General features: G+C 71.3%; 8 protein-coding genes. All 8 read right to left on the bottom strand.

Annotation, left to right across the window (positions count from 1 at the left end; genetic code table 11):
• Positions 1–2: 2 nt before the first annotated feature.
• A complete protein-coding gene (locus ACZDYF_RS18105; protein ID WP_475060792.1) occupies positions 3–977 on the bottom strand; it encodes an AAA family ATPase in 975 nt (324 codons plus the stop codon).
• A 58-nt stretch (positions 978–1,035) separates the two neighbouring features.
• Positions 1,036–7,098: an Ig-like domain-containing protein gene (locus ACZDYF_RS18100; protein WP_475060789.1), complete on the bottom strand. Its 6,063-nt coding sequence runs from the start codon at positions 7,096–7,098 to the stop codon at positions 1,036–1,038.
• 395 nt (positions 7,099–7,493) lie between these two features.
• On the bottom strand, positions 7,494–8,516 hold the full coding sequence (locus ACZDYF_RS18095) for a polyprenyl synthetase family protein (RefSeq protein ID WP_307823980.1): 1,023 nt from the start codon (positions 8,514–8,516) through the stop codon (positions 7,494–7,496).
• Positions 8,513–10,342 (bottom strand): NADH-quinone oxidoreductase subunit NuoN, encoded by a 1,830-nt coding sequence (nuoN, locus tag ACZDYF_RS18090; RefSeq protein WP_475060784.1) that lies wholly within the window; start codon positions 10,340–10,342, stop codon positions 8,513–8,515. Before nuoN ends, ACZDYF_RS18095 begins: the two co-directional genes overlap by 4 nt.
• Entirely contained in the window at positions 10,339–11,904 is a 1,566-nt protein-coding gene (locus ACZDYF_RS18085; protein WP_475060780.1) for an NADH-quinone oxidoreductase subunit M, read from the bottom strand. The genes nuoN and ACZDYF_RS18085 overlap by 4 nt, the downstream gene beginning before the upstream one ends.
• A 7-nt stretch (positions 11,905–11,911) precedes the next feature.
• Positions 11,912–13,951: an NADH-quinone oxidoreductase subunit L gene (nuoL, locus tag ACZDYF_RS18080; protein WP_400274474.1), complete on the bottom strand. Its 2,040-nt coding sequence runs from the start codon at positions 13,949–13,951 to the stop codon at positions 11,912–11,914.
• A 10-nt stretch (positions 13,952–13,961) separates the two neighbouring features.
• A complete protein-coding gene (nuoK, locus tag ACZDYF_RS18075; protein ID WP_138825647.1) occupies positions 13,962–14,261 on the bottom strand; it encodes an NADH-quinone oxidoreductase subunit NuoK in 300 nt (99 codons plus the stop codon).
• A gap of 1 nt (position 14,262) precedes the next feature.
• Positions 14,263–15,135, bottom strand: coding sequence for an NADH-quinone oxidoreductase subunit J (locus ACZDYF_RS18070; RefSeq protein WP_475060876.1), 873 nt, complete (start codon positions 15,133–15,135; stop codon positions 14,263–14,265).
• Between the last annotated feature and the right edge of the window lie 14 nt (positions 15,136–15,149).

The raw sequence follows: 15,149 nt of genomic DNA, 5'->3' as shown, positions 1-15,149 counted from the left end.
GGTCAGGCCGACCGGCGTTCCTGCGGTGCGGCGACGTCACCGAGGATGCGCGCGAGCACGCCGTCGTTGGTCGCGCCGGCGAACTCGGCCTCGGGGTCGAGGACCAGGCGGTGCGCCCAGGCGGGCAGCGCGAGCTGCTTGACGTCGTCGGGCAGGACGTAGTTGCGTCCGTGCGCGGCGGCCCACACCTTGGCGCAGCGCACCAGGGCGAGTGCCCCTCGCACCGAGACGCCCACCCGGCACTCGGCCGCGTTGCGCGTCTCCTCGGCCAGGCGTGAGACGTACTCGAGCACCGCGCCGTCGACGTGGACGCCCGCGGCGAGGTCGGCCATCTCCGCGACGGCCTGCGTCGTGATGAGCGCCTGCAGGGTCGCGCTGCGGTCCCGCACCGAGGCGCCCTGGAGGATCTCGACCGTGGCGGCGTGGTCCGGGTAGCCGAGCGAGGTCTTCATGAGGAAGCGGTCGAGCTGTGCCTCCGGCAGGCGGTACGTGCCCGCCTGCTCGATCGGGTTCTGCGTCGCGATGACCATGAACGGGCGGCCGACCGAGTGCGTCACGCCGTCGACCGTGATCTGCCCCTCCTCCATGACCTCCAGGAGCGCGGACTGCGTCTTGGGCGACGCGCGGTTGATCTCGTCCGCGAGCACGATCGACGCGAAGATCGGGCCCTGGTGGAACTCGAACTTCGCCGTCTTCTGGTCGTAGATCGTCACACCAGTGACGTCGGACGGCAGCAGGTCCGGCGTGAACTGGATGCGGTTCTGGGTGCCCTGGACGCTCGCCGCGAGGGCGCGCGCGAGCGAGGTCTTGCCCGTGCCCGGGGCGTCCTCGAGGAGGATGTGCCCCTCCGACAGCATGCAGGTCAGGACCAGGCGCACGACGTGCGCCTTGCCCAGGACGGCCTGGCCGACGTTGCCGACCAGGCGGTCGAAGGTCTGAGCGAACCAGGTGGCCTGCTCGGGGGTCATGGTGGTCATCAGGGGGTTCCTCGTCGTGTCGATCGTTCTGTCGGTAGGGCGTGGGCCGTGCTGCGGGTCACCAGATCGCCGCTCTCGAGTCGCCCCACACGTTCGTCTTGACCCAGATCGTTGTCCCGGCGTTCCCGTGGAAGCACCACATGGTCCCGGACCAGTTGCCGGCCCCGTCGGTCCGCTGCGAGGCGCCGTTCAGCGCGGTGCTCGAGAACCCGCCGGAGGTCGGGCTGAACGCGTGGTTGCCGCCGTAGCTCGACCAGCACTGGGTGCTGAAGGAGGTGTTCGGTTCCGCGTTGCGGATGTTCAGCACGAGGTAGGCGCACGCCGGGTCGCCGCACTGGGAGTTGTTGACCGAGCTGCCTCGTGAGGTCCAGATGTCGCGTGCGGGCTTGGCGTCCGAGGTCGCGGCCGCGCACCTCTGGGCCGTCTGCCCCTCGGTGTCCTTGACGGTGACGCAGATCTCCTTGGTGTCGGAGTAGCCCGCCGGGACGTTGACGTTCCCGCTCGCCGCCCCGCTCGAGACCGCTCCCGTGACCGTGGTCGTGTAGTCGCGACCGTTGCCCGAGGTGCTCCACGCGAAGCCGACGGCCTGGTTCCCACCGGAGGCGCTCACGTTCGGGGTGGGGATCGGGCCGTACGGGTTGGCGCTGGCCTTGTTCGAGGCGGCTCCGTCCCCCCGACCGCCGTCGGCCTTCACCACGGCGCGGACGAAGAAGTCGTAGCCGATCCCGTTCTTGAGGCCGCTGACGACCTTGTTCGCTCCCAGGGCGGCCCAGCCGGAGCCGTTGTGGCTCCACTCGTAGCTGATCTCCCCGTCCCTGGCGCCGGCCGCCGAGACGTTGCCGAACGCGAGCTGCACCGTGCCGTTGGCGCCCGTGGCCTTGGCCGTGAGCCCCGCGACGGCTCCGGGCGCGGCGAACGCGCGCTGCGGGTTCGACTCGGGGCTGAACTCCGCCTCGCCGAACTTCACCGTGGCCTTGTTGTGGGCCTTGACCCGGAACGTGTAGTCGGTGCTGTCGGCCGGCACGCCGATCGTGGCGGTCGTCGCCGTGGCAGAGGCCGTCGAGACGACCGCTCCCCCGCGCAGCGCCTCCACCGTGTACCCGCTGATCGGTCCACCGTTGGCGTCGGGCGCCGTCCAGGTGATCTTCATCTGCGACGTCGCACCCAGCGAGGTCCTCGCCGCGGAAGGCTTCGCGGGGGCGGCAGGCTTGCCCGCCGGGATCTCCGGACGCGAGGCTCCCGACCACTCCGACGGGTCGGGGGCCGCGTTGACCGCCTGGATCTCGAAGGTGTACGACCCACCGTTCTGCAGCCCGGTCCACTCGTAGGTGGTCCCGGCGACGCAGGTCTTGTCGGCGCTCCCGCCCGGCCCGGAGATCCGGATGTTGACGCACGTGATCGGGGAGCGGTCCGTGTAGGTCTGGTTGACCCACGCGAGCTTGATGGACTTGTCACCGAACTCGAGCGTGGGAGGTGCGGGCCGGTTCGGCTTCTCGTCCGGACGCGCCTCCGCGGAGGCCGGCGAGGCGTTCGAGTCGTTGACCTCGTTCGTGGCGACGACCGTGAACGTGTAGGTCACGTTGTTGGTCAGGCCGTCGATGGTGCACGTGGTCGTCCCGCACGTGCGCTCGTCCCCCGCCGACGAGCGCACGGTGTACGAGGTGATCTCCGCACCGTTGTTCGCGGGCGGGTCCCACGTGAGGACGACCGTCTTGGAACGCACCTCGACGACCCGTGGAGTCGACGGCGCGTCGGGACGCCCCTGGACGGTGACCTGGATCCTTCCCTCGACCTCGCGGTCGGGGTCACCGGTCGCGTCCTGGATGCGGTAGCGCACGACCATGACTCCGAAGAACGTGTCGCTAGGTGTCACGACGACCTTGTCGCCCGAGATCTGGGCGGTGCCCGACCCCGTGTCGACCACCGGCACGCCGACGACCTTGAGCGGGGTCTCGGGGAACGGGTTCGAGTCGTTGGACAGGACGTCCACCGGGACGTCCTTGCCCTGGTGGGCCTTGTCGACCGTGTCCGCGTTGGCCTTGGCCAGCGGACGGGTCGACGCCACGACCTTGACCACGAGCTGCCCCTCGACCGGGGGGTGCTCGCCGTCGGTCACGCTGATCGGGACGTTGAGCACGGTGCCCTTGGGAATCGCCGGGGTGGCCTGGACGGTCGCGGTCGTGCCGCTGAACGAGAGCGAGAGACCGTCCGGCACGGCGCCGGCCTTGAAGGTGACCGGGTCGTCGTCCGGGTCGTCGACGAAGCGGGCGAGGTCGACGGTCGCCTCCTCCCCGGCGGCGACGTCCACGTTGGAGGCCGAGAGCACGGGCGGGAGGTTCTTCGGCGCGAGGACCACGACCGGCAGCGTGAGCAGGGCCTTGTGCCCGTCCGGGTCGTCGGGGCCGCTGCCGTCCGTGACCTCGAACGACACCGCGGCGTCGCCCGCGTAGTCCACCCGCGGGGTGTACGTCAGGTTCGTGGGGTCCGTGACCGCGACGGTGCCTTCGAGCGCCGACACCTTGGACTCCTCGGTCAGTCGCGGGGTGCGTCCTTCCAGGACGAGGACGTAGTCGGTGATGTCGATCGGGAGGGTCTCACCGGCATGCACCTCGAGCGGCGCGATGCCGGGCCGCAGCTGCGGGATCTGCTCGGTCAGGCCGGGCACCTTGACGAAGGCCTTCGACGTCAGCCCGTCGACGTCGGTCACGGTGTACGTGACGACCTGGCGCTCCTGCGTGAGGGGCACCGTCAGCACGCCGTCCTTGTCGACGCTCACACCGACGGCGTCGGTAGACACGGTGAGCTCGTCCCCGGACCCGTCGGGGTCGTCGTCGTTCTCCAGGACGGGCACGCTCACGCTGGTCTTGCCGAGGATCGAGTCGACCGGCACGGCGTCGTCGCGGGCGATGGGCGCCAGCAGCGGAGCCGCCTGGTCCACGTTCACCGTGACCGAGGCCGCGGCGCGGGCGCCGTAGGCGTCCTCGATGCCGTAGTAGAAGGAGGTCGAGCCTGCCTCGGCAGGGCTGGTGATCACGATGCGGTCGCCCGCGACCTCCGCGTCGAGCTCCTCGGGCGCCTCGAGCCCGGCGGAACGCAGGGCGATCTGGTCGCCGTCGGGGTCGGTGTCGTTGGCCAGCGCGGCGACGGAGACGGTCCGGCTCGGCCGGACGGTGACCTCGTCGTCGATCGCGACGGGCGGCTGGTTCGCCGAAGGCGGTCGGGAGATCCCGACCTGCGCCGTCCCGGTCGCGACCGCACCGCGCGCGTCCTGCACCGAGTAGGTGAACGAGTCGGAACCGGTCGCCTGGTCGGAGGCGTCGTAGACGAGGTACCCGTCCTCGACGTAGGCCCTGCCCTGGCTCGCCTGGGAGGCGATCCCGGTGAGCTGGACCGAGTCGCCGTCGGGGTCGATCCCGTCGAGCGGCACGACCGTGCGCACGCTCGCACCGGTCAGGACGCGCATCTGGACCGGCAGGGGCTGCGGCGGGGAGTTCTCCTCGCCGTCGCGGATGTGGATCGTGACCTGGGCCGAGTCCTCCTGGCCGTTCTTGTCCCGGACCCGGTAGATCGCGTACGCGGTGCCGGCCTCGGCCCCCGCCTTGAACCGCAGGTTCCCCTCGGACGCGAAGATCTCGCCCTGCTCGGGCGCGACCCCCTGCTCGAGCTCGTCCTGGAGGAACAGCTCGAGGCCGTCGGGGTGGGTGTCGTTCTTCAGGACCGGGATCGTGACCACGTCACCGACACGCACCGTGGCCTCGTCGGCCGCGGCGTTCGGCGGCTGGAGCTTGACGGGCGCCGGGACCGGGACGATCCGCACCTGACCGGTCGTGGACTGGTTTCCGTTGGACACCGTGTACTCGACCGTGACGGGCGCCTCGAGGCGACGGATCTCGGTGATCCGCAGCATCTGGTGGGCCAGGACGGCGACCGAGACGCCCGCGTCGTCGGGCACCCTGACCGACTGCACCACCAGGACCCCGCCTGCGGGGTCCGAGTCGTTGGCGAGCACGTCCACGAGGGTGCTCCCGCCCGAGGGCAGCAGAGCCGTGTCGGAGACCACGATGGGCGGGCCCTCGGCCGCGGAGGCCGGCAGGACGTCGACGCGGACCAGGCCCGTCGTCGCGTTCGGGCCGTCGGAGACCTGGTACGTCAGGTCGTAGGACCGAGGCTCGTTCGAGAGGAACTGGAACGTGCCAGCGTCGTAGTTCGGCGTGATCTGTGCGGGGGCGGACTCGGCGACCGTGGTCAGGCGCAGATCGTCCCCGTTGGCGTCGTAGTCGTTGCGCAGGGGTTCGACGGTCACGGGCTGACCGGCCGGGACGACCACGTGGTCGGCGACCGCCACCGGCGCGAGCTGGCCGGCGCCGGACACGTCGACGTGCAGGATGCCCTCGAAGACCTCGCCCTGCCCGTCGGCGACCATGATCTTGACGGTCTTGCGCCCCGTCGACGTGCCGCCGTCGCGGAACTCGACCGACCCGTCCGGCCGCGAGCGCACCTCGTCGCCGGCCGAGGTCGCCGACGCGGCCGCGAGGTAGAGGTCGTCACCGTCCGGGTCCCGGAAGAACGGGAGCACCTTGATCTGGGCCGACTTGCCCTGCTCGACGACCAGCACCGGCTCCCCCGTCTGCACGGGCGCCGCGTTCTCGCCCCACGGCGAGACCTGGAGCTGCACGCCGGCCTCTGCGACCCCGCCACGACCGTCGCTCACCGAGTACCGGAACGTCGAGTGCCCCTTCTGCGCGTCCGCGCCCACGACGGCCTGGAGGGCCGCACCCCCTAGCACCGACTGGATCTCGGCGCTGCCGGGCCCCTCGCCCACGAGCGTCGCCGTCATGACGTCACCGTCGGGGTCGACGTCGTTGCCCAGCACGGGCAGGAGCGTGGTACGTCCGGGGCGGACGCCGAACACGTCGTCCTGGGGCTGCGGCGGCTGGTTGGGCTGGCTGCGGTCGAGGACGAACTGGTCGACCTGCTCCGGGGTCGTGAGCTCGGCGTCGGACTCCTCGCCCTCGGCCTGCTCCGGCAGGACCAGCTCCCAGTCCTCGACCTTCTCGTACTGGTCGGCGGCCATCCACAGCGTGCCGGCGGCCAGGTCGTTCAGCACGATCGCCTTGCGGTTGACCCGGTACTCGAGCCGCCCCTGGGGGTCCACGCCCTCCAGGCGCCGGTCGACGTCGTCGTCCGTCCCCTCGCAGTCACGGAGCACCTGACCGGTCTGCGACCATGCACCGTAGGTGCACCCGCCGAGCTGCACGGGTGCCGACGGCACCCCCGACGCGGCCCGCGTCACGGCCTTCCCGCCGCCGAGCGGCTGCAGCACGAGCCCGGACGCGGTCGCGACCGCGACGTCGGGCGTCTTCGCGCCCGGCTGCTGGAGCCGCGCGTCCGCGCCGTCCGCGAGGTCGACGGTCTCGCCCCCGGGCAGCACGAGCCGCGAGGACGTCCGGTCGAGCACCACTGCCTCGGCGCCGACGGTCGTGACCTCGACGTCGTCCCCGTCCTTGACCGGCACGCTCGTCGTCGTGACCTCCTGCGCCTGCCCGGCAGGCGACGTCACGACCTTGGTGAGCTTGCCCGTCGCCGGGACCACGACGTAGGCCGTGCCGTCCTGGGAGACCTGGACCTCACCGTCGCCACCGACCTCCGCGGTCGGCTCGGTCGACTCGGCGTCGAATCCTGGCGCGGCCGAGAACGGCATGACCCACAGCAGGCCCTCCTTGCCGTCCAGGACCGCGACCGTGGAGCCCCCCATCGCGACCTGCGCACCGGTCGGAGGACGGACGGACCCGTCGAGCTTGAGCCGCGCCACGTCGACGGGGCTCACCGATCCCGCGCCGTCGTCGACCAGGAGCACCCTGCCGGCGTCCTGGAGCACGTCGAACGACGCCGAGCCCGCGAGCAGGGAGCCGTCGAGCGCCTGGGACTCGAAGTTGAACCGCCCCAGCGCACCTCCCGACGTCCGGGTGACCCACACGCCGGAGTCGTTCAGCTCGACGTCCGCGGTCGCCTGACCCTCGTAGGTCACCGCGAACGCGACCAGGAGCGTCGAGAAGATCGACACGGTGCCGACCGAGGCGACGGTGCGCCGCTTGTCGTAGAGCCGGGAAAGGAAGGTCACAGAATCTCCGTGGGTGCGAGTGGTGCCACCGGTGTCCAGGGCCGTTCCTGCCAGGTGCCCCTACCCGTCGCGGGTTCGAGGATAGCGGCACGAGCGCGGTGCTCTGACATCCACTGGATGGGGAGAACTGCCCAGTTCTCAACTGGCAGTAGATTTCCCTGGGCATCTCCGCAGGCGGCAGCGCCCGACGTCGCGCCGCCGGACGTCGCGCCGGGGCCCCGGGAGGTCCGGCCCACGTCCACGAGCCGAGACGGTGCCGACGGCCTTGCACCCCACTCGGCCACCGGCCGCCCGCCCACCGCCCGCGCACCACGACCGAGGGCGGTGCGCAGGACCCGTGGGTCGTGCGCACCGCCCCCAGTCAGGGGTTCGTGCTGCTGCGGTGGCGAGAGGTCTCAGGCCGCGCGGTCCGCCAGTGCCTGGGCGAACGCGACGAGCGCCTCCTTGACCGGTCCGGCCGGCAGGGGCTCGAGCTCGTCGATCGCCGCGCGGGCCCACCCGACGGCCAGCGCCCGGGTCTCCCCGAGGACCTCGTGGGCCCGCAGCGCGGCGACCGCGGCAGCGAGCTCCTCGTCCCCCGAGAGATCCGAGTCCAGGAGGTCGACGAGAGCGGCGTCGGCCGCGGTCCCCGTCCCTGCCGCGACGCGTGCGCGCAGCAGCAGCGCCGGCATGGTCGGCACCTTCTCCCGCAGGTCCGTGCCCGGGGTCTTGCCGGACTCGGCGCCCGAGGAGGCGAGGTCGAGCACGTCGTCGGCGAGCTGGAAGGCGACACCGAGCTTCTCGCCGTACTCGGCGACGACCTCGACGACGGCCTGGTCGCAACCGCCGAACATCGCGCCGAGCCGGGCCGAGGTCGCGAGCAGCGAAGCGGTCTTGTCCGCGAGGACGCCCAGGTAGTGCTCGACCGGGTCGTCGGACTCCGAGGGGCCTGTCGTCTCGTGGAGCTGGCCGAGGCACAGCCGCTCGAAGGTACGCGCCTGGATGAGGACGGCCTCGGGCCCCAGCGCCGCGACCGTCGACGCCGCACGGGCGAAGAGCAGGTCTCCGATGAGGATCGCGACCGAGTTGCCCCACACGGCGTGCGCCGACGGAGCACCGCGGCGCACGGGCGCGGAGTCCATGACGTCGTCGTGGTAGAGCGAGGCCAGGTGGGTGAGCTCGACGACGACGGCCGCCTCCACCACCTCCGGCCTGGCGCCGTCGCCCAGCTCCGCGCACAGCAGCGCGAGGAGCGGGCGCAGGCGCTTGCCGCCGGCGTTGACGAGGTGGCGGGACGCGGAGTCCGCGAGCCCGTCGGAGTGCGCGACGGCGTCGCTCAGCCTCGCCTCGACGGTCGTGAGGCGTGCGGTGAGCGTCGCGGCGAGCTCCGGATCGGTCAGGGGGATCGCCGTCGTGGAGACGGGTGGCACAGTGGTCACGGTCTGAACTTAGCCGCCTCGAAGGCCAGATCGAGAACCGAAGACGGCAAAACGCCGAGAAGGATGACGCCGATCACACAGATCGTGATGGCGATCGTGGTGAATCCCTCCGACCGGACGACCGTGACACGGCTCGCGAACGCGGCCACGGAGCGGGCCTGTCCGCCTGTGGCCCCTGTCGCCTCGACGACCTGCTCGCCGTCCTGGTCCGCGCGCGGTGCGGCTGCACCGGGCTCCGTGACGGCGTCCGACGCAGCCCGCGGCGAGGGCGTGAAGAACATCAGCACGATGACCCGCACGTAGAAGAAGACCGCGACGGCCGAGGCGATCACACCGATCAGGGCGAGCGGCCAGGCGCCCACCGCGACGGCCGACTGGAACGCCGTGAACTTGGCGATGAACCCCGCCGTGAGCGGGATCCCGGCCATCGACAGCAGGAAGAGCGCGAACGCGCCCGCGAGCCACGGGCTCCGCCTGCCCAGCCCGGCCCACTCCGTGAGGTGCGTGGCCTCGCCCAGGACCGCTCCGCCGTCGGGCGAGGTGGTGGACGTCCCCGCGGACCCGGCTGCCGCGGCGCCCGGCACCGCGCCGACCGTCGCGAGCTCCGCCTCGGCGGGGACCACGACGGGCTGCGGGGCGCGCTCTCGCACGAGCGTCACGACCGCGAACGCTCCCACGGTCGCCAGGCCGTACGCCAGCAGGTAGAACAGCAGCGCGCGCACGCCGAACCCGCTCAGCTCGCCGAACCCGACGAGCGCCACGACCAGGAAGCCCGCGTGCGCGATCGACGAGTACGCGAGCAGGCGCTTCATGTCGGTCTGGATGACACCGATCACGGTCCCGACGATCATCGTGAGGATCGCGACGACCCACAGCGCGACCACGAGCTTCTCCTGGAGGTCGGGCGGCAGCGCCGAGCCGACGACGTACAGCACGCGCAGGAGCGCCCCGAAGGCCGCGGCCTTGGTGCAGGCCGCCATGAAGCCCGTGACAGGCGTGGGGGCGCCCTGGTAGACGTCAGGGGTCCACGAGTGGAACGGCGCGGCCCCCACCTTGAACAGCAGCCCGGCGAGCACCATGACGAGGCCGAGCAGCACGAGGCTCGTCATGCCGTCGAGACCGCCGCCCTCCAGGAGGGCGCCACGCACGTCCGCGAGCCGCACCGAACCGGCGAAGCCGTAGACCAGCGCGACCCCGAAGATGAAGATCGCCGACGCGAAGGCCCCCAGCAGGAAGTACTTGAACGACGCCTCCTGCGACAGGAGCCGACGGCGCCGCGCGAGCGCCGTGAGCACGTACAGCGGGAGCGAGAGCACCTCGAGCGCGACGAACATCGTCAGCAGGTCGCCCGTGGCGGGGAAGATCATCATGCCGCCGACCGCGAAGAGCACGAGCGGGAACACCTCGGTCTGCTCCAGACCGCGCCGCCGCGCGAGGTCCTCGTACGCCGAGCCCGGCACGGCCGCGGCCGTGGGAGCGAACGCGTCCTGCTTGGTCGAGGTGCGATCGGCGATCACGAGCGTCGCCAGGAGCGCGAGGACCACGACGATCCCCTGCACGGCCAGCCCGAACGGGTCCACCACGAGCGAGCCGCCGAGCACCCTCACACCGCTCTGCTCGAGCACGTCGGGCCAGAGCAGGACGATCGACGTGAGCGCCCCGGCGAGCGCGGCGAGCGCGAGCACGACCTGCACCACCCGGCGGGCGCGGTCGGGCACGAAGGCCTCGACGAGCACCCCGACGACGCCCGCACCCAGCACGACGATGACCGGGACGAGGTAGGCCCACTCGATCACGGGGGCCACGAAGGCGGCTGCGGTGGTCACGAGTCGCTCCCTTCAACGCTGAGGAGATCAGGGGTTGTGGGCGGGTTCTCGACGCCCACGGCCGTCATGGTCGCGTCCGCGGGCTCGCGCACGAGGTCGAGCGCCGGGGCCGGGTAGAAGCCGAGGACGAGCAGGGCAACGACCAGGGGTGCGACGACCCACTTCTCGCGCGCCCCGAGGTCCGGGGTACCCAGGAGGTCCTGCGGGGTCTTGCCCGTGAAGACCTTCTGGTAGGTCAGCAGGACGTACAGGGCCGCGAGCACCACGCCCAGGACCGCCACGAGAGCTGCCGGGTGGCTGCGGGAGAACGTCCCCACGAGCACCATGATCTCCGAGACGAACGTCGAGAGACCGGGCAGGGACAGGGCCGAGAGACCCGCCACGAGGAACGTGCCCGCGAGGACCGGCGTGACCCGCTGGAGCCCGCCGTAGTCGGCCAGGCGCTGCGAGCGTGCGGGGTGCCGCGCGACCAGGAACCCGGCGAGCAGGAACAGCGCCCCGGTCGAGATCCCGTGGTTGAACATGTAGAACGAGGCACCGGAGACGCTCAGCGACGTGAACGAGAAGATCCCGAGGACGATGAAGCCGAAGTGCGACACCGAGGTGTAGGCGATGAGCCGCATGATGTCGCTCTGACCGATCGCCATGAGCGCGCCGTACAGGATCGAGACGACCGCGAGCACCACGACCACGGGCGCCGCCCACTGGCTCGCGTTCGGGAAGAGCGGCAGGCACAGCGTCAGCATGCCGAACGTGCCCACCTTGTCCAGGACGCCCACGAGCAGCGTCGAGGTGCCCGCGGGGGCGTGCTCGGCGGCGTCGGGCAGCCAGGTGTGGACCGGGAACAGCGGCGCCTTGATCGCGAAGGCCAGGAAGAACCCCAGGAAGAGCAGCCTCTCGGTGCTCACCGCCAGCGGGTTCGCGGCGAGGTGGTCGACCAGGTTCTGCGTCAGGAAGCCCTGCTCACCGCCCGGCCCGTTGAGGTACAGGGCGATGACCGCGACGAGCATGACGAGCCCGCCCGCGAGCGAGAACAGCAGGAACTTCACGGCCGCGTAGCGCCGCTGCGCCCCGCCCCCGAACCCGCCGATCATGAAGTAGACCGGGATCAGCATGGCCTCGAACAGCACGTAGAAGAAGAACACGTCGCGGGCCACGAAGACTGCGACCATGAACGCCTCGAGCAGCAGCACGAGTCCCAGGTAGTGGCGGAGCTTCGCGAGGTCGCCGTCCTGCTCGCGCCACGCCGCCAGGATCACGAGCGGGACGAGAAGGACCGCCAGCCCGACCAGCAGGAGCGCGACACCGTCGGCCCCCACCGCGTAGCTCACGCCGAGCTGCGGGATCCACGCGTGCGTCTCGGTGAGCTGGTACGTGCCCGCGTCGGCGGTGTCGAACGCGCTGATCGCGAGGCCCAGGAGCACGAGCTCGGCGAGGCCGAACACGACCGCCACGGTCCGCAGGTGCTTGCGCGCCGACGTGGCGCCCAGCCCCCAGACGGCGGCCGCGCCGACGAGCGGCAGGACGATCAGGAGAGTCAGCCAGGGAATCTCGGTGGTCATCGGTCCCTCAGCTCCCTGTTCCGGTGGTCACGGCGAGGACCACCGCGACGATCACGATCAGGCCGGCGAGCATCGTCGCCGCGTACGACCTGACGAATCCGTTCTGCATGCCGCGCAACTTCTCCCCTGTCGCGCCGACGAGGCCGGCAAGACCCATCCAGCCGCCGTCGACCATCTGCCGGTCCCCGTAGACGAGGGACCGCGTGAGGTACTGCCCGGGCCGCATGAACACGGCCTCGTTGACCTGGTCCTGATAGAGGTCCTTGCGGGCCGCGCGGGTCAGGACCGAACCGTGCGGCGGGACGATCGGGACACGGGACACCGCGAACTGACGCCAGGCCAGGAGCACGCCCAGCAGGACGAGGACCAGCGTCAGCGTGATGAGCGACCACACCGGCAGCACCGGTTCGGCGTGCTCGGCATGGCCCGTGACGGGCGAGAGCCAGTCGACGAACACGTCGCCGATCGCGAGCAGCCCGCCCAGTGCCACCGAACCGACCGCGAGGACGATCATGGGCGCCGTCATGAGCGCGGGCGACTCGTGCGGGTGCTGCACGGGGCCGTCGGTCGAGAGAGGCCCCGTGGGGTTGCCCGACCCGTCGTTCCAGCGCTTGTGCCCGTGGAAGGTCATGAAGAACAGGCGCGACATGTAGAACGCCGTGATGCCCGCTCCCAGCAGCGCGACGCCGCCGAAGACCCACGCGCGCCACTCCTGGCCGTCGATCGGCACGAACGCCGCCTCGATGATCTTGTCCTTGGACCAGAACCCGGAGAACGGCGGGATCCCGAGGATCGCGAGCCAGCCCAGGCCGAACGTGACCCAGGTGACCTTCATGTACCTCGACAGTGCGCCGAAGCGGCGCATGTCGACCCCGTCGTCCATGCCGTGCATGACCGAGCCCGCCCCGAGGAACATGCCTGCCTTGAAGAAGCCGTGCGTCACGAGGTGGAAGATCGCGAACGCGTACCCGATCGGTCCCAGCCCGGCCGCGAGCATCATGTAGCCGATCTGCGACATCGTCGAGGCCGCCAGGACCTTCTTGATGTCGTCCTTGGCGCAGCCGACGATCGCCCCGAACAGGAGCGTGACCGCGCCGACGAGGACCACGACGAGCTGCGCCGTCGGGGCTCCGTCGAAGATCGGCGCCGAGCGCACGACCAGGTAGACGCCCGCGGTGACCATGGTGGCCGCGTGGATGAGCGCCGAGACGGGCGTGGGGCCCGCCATGGCGTCACCGAGCCACGCCTGGAGCGGGAACTGCGCCGACTTGCCGCACGCGGCGACCAGGAGCGCGAGGGCGATCGCGGTCAGCAGCGCCGTGCCCGCCTCCGGGGCGTCGGCGAAGACCGTCGCGAAGTCCACCGCGCCGAAGCCCGCGAACATGAGCATGAGCGCGACGATCAGGCCGAGGTCGCCCACGCGGTTCATGATGAACGCCTTCTTGGCGGCCACCGCGTTGGCCCGCTCGTGGTTCCAGAACCCGATCAGCAGGTACGAGGCCAGGCCCACGCCCTCCCAGCCGACGAACAGCACGAGGTAGGAGTCCGCGAGGACCAGGACCAGCATGGCCGCGACGAACAGGTTGAGGTACGCGAAGAACCGGCGCTTGTCCTTGTCGTGCTCCATGTACGCGACCGCGTAGACGTGGATGAGCGTGCCGACGAACGTCACGAGCAGCACGAACGTCATGGACAGCGGGTCGAGCCGCAGGCCCACGCCCACGTCGAGCCCGCCTGCAGCGATCCAGTCGAAGAGCCGGTGGTCGACCACCCGCTCGTCGGCGGGCAGGCCCAGCATCGAGAAGAACACCACCAGCGCGACGACGAACGCGCCGCCCGACATGAGCACCCCGAACCACGCGCCCCACCGGTCGCTGCGCCGTCCCGCGAGCAGCAGGACCGCGGCCCCCAGGAGCGGCAGCAGGATCAGCAGCGGGGCCAGCAGGAACGGCCCGGGCACGACGGTCGAGGCCGGGACGATCTCCTGGGTCGGCAGCGCGGCCGGCACGACGTGCGCGAGGGCTGGAAGCAGAGTCACCGTTGGCATGCCTGCCCTCTCAGTTCTTCAGCAGGTTGACGTCGTCGACCGAGGCCGAGCGGCGGGTACGGAAGATGGCCACGATGATCGCGAGCCCCACGACGACCTCGGCCGCGGCCACCACCATCACGAAGAAGGCGATGACCTGACCGTGGAGGTCACCGTGCATGCGGGCGAACGTCACGAACGTCAGGTTGGTGGCGTTGAGCATGAGCTCGATGCCCATGAAGACGATGATCGCGTTGCGTCGCAGCAGCACGGTCGTCGCGCCGATCGCGAAGAGGATCGCGGCGAGCACCAGGTAGTTGGTCAGCTCCATGTCAGCTCTCCTTCCCGTGCTCGGTGGTCGGCCCGGACGTGGTGTCGGTCGGGAAGGCCCCCGGCTCGGCCGCAGGCACCGGCGCCTCGCCCGACAGGTCCGCGGCGGCCTCCTCGTCGGTGGCGGCCGTGAGCTCGGGGAAGCGCCGGGCCGTCAGCTCGGGCTCGTGCTCGGCGAGCACGGCCCGCTCCTTGGCGAGGATCCGTCCCGCGGAGCGCTCCTGCCCGCGGATGCGCAGGATGCGCGAGACCGAGTGCTCGATGGGGCGACCCTGCGGGTCGAGCGCGGGGGTGTCCATCGCGTTGTTCTGCGCGTAGACGCCCGGCGCCGGCAGCGGGGTCAGGAGCCCGCCCTCGGCGAGCGCGGCGACCTTGGCGTCGGAGATCTGCCGCTGCCCGACGCGCGGCACGAGCCGGCGCCGGTGCGTCAGGACGAGGGCCGCGATCGCCGCGGTCACGAGCAGGATGCCGACGACCTCGAGCGCGAACACGTAGTCGGCGAACAGGATGCGGGCGAGCGCGACGGGGTTGGACTCGGCGTTGGCCGCCGTGAGCCCGACCGAGGGCGGGAACGTCGCCTGTGCGATGACCCCGACCAGCACCGAGCCGAGCCCCAGCCCGAGCAGCACCCCGATGAGGCGCTGGCCGCGGATGGTCTCGACGAGCGAGTCCGACGCGTCGACGCCCACGAGCATGAGCACGAACAGGAAGAGCATCATGACGGCGCCCGTGTAGACCACGATCTGCACGACGCCCAGGAACGCCGCCTCCTGCGCGATGTAGAGGATCGCGAGGCTGATCATGACGAACACGACGCAGATCGCGGCGTGCACGGCCTTGCGGGCGAACAGCAGGCCGAGCGCGGCCAGCACCATGAGCGGGGCGAGGA

Source organism: Oerskovia sp. PE-21s, assembly GCF_056158145.1.
This window is presented reverse-complemented; position numbering and strand designations above follow the sequence as displayed.

Excerpts from the sequence above, each read along its gene's own strand:
- ACZDYF_RS18105 (WP_475060792.1), bottom strand. The coding sequence starts at position 977 with ATGACCACCATGACCCCCGAGCAGGCCACCTGGTTCGCTCAGACCTTC.
- ACZDYF_RS18085 (WP_475060780.1), bottom strand. The coding sequence starts at position 11,904 with ATGACCACCGAGATTCCCTGGCTGACTCTCCTGATCGTCCTGCCGCTC.
- ACZDYF_RS18070 (WP_475060876.1), bottom strand. The coding sequence starts at position 15,135 with ATGGTGCTGGCCGCGCTCGGCCTGCTGTTCGCCCGCAAGGCCGTGCAC.
- nuoK (WP_138825647.1), bottom strand. The coding sequence starts at position 14,261 with ATGGAGCTGACCAACTACCTGGTGCTCGCCGCGATCCTCTTCGCGATC.
- nuoL (WP_400274474.1), bottom strand. The coding sequence starts at position 13,951 with ATGCCAACGGTGACTCTGCTTCCAGCCCTCGCGCACGTCGTGCCGGCC.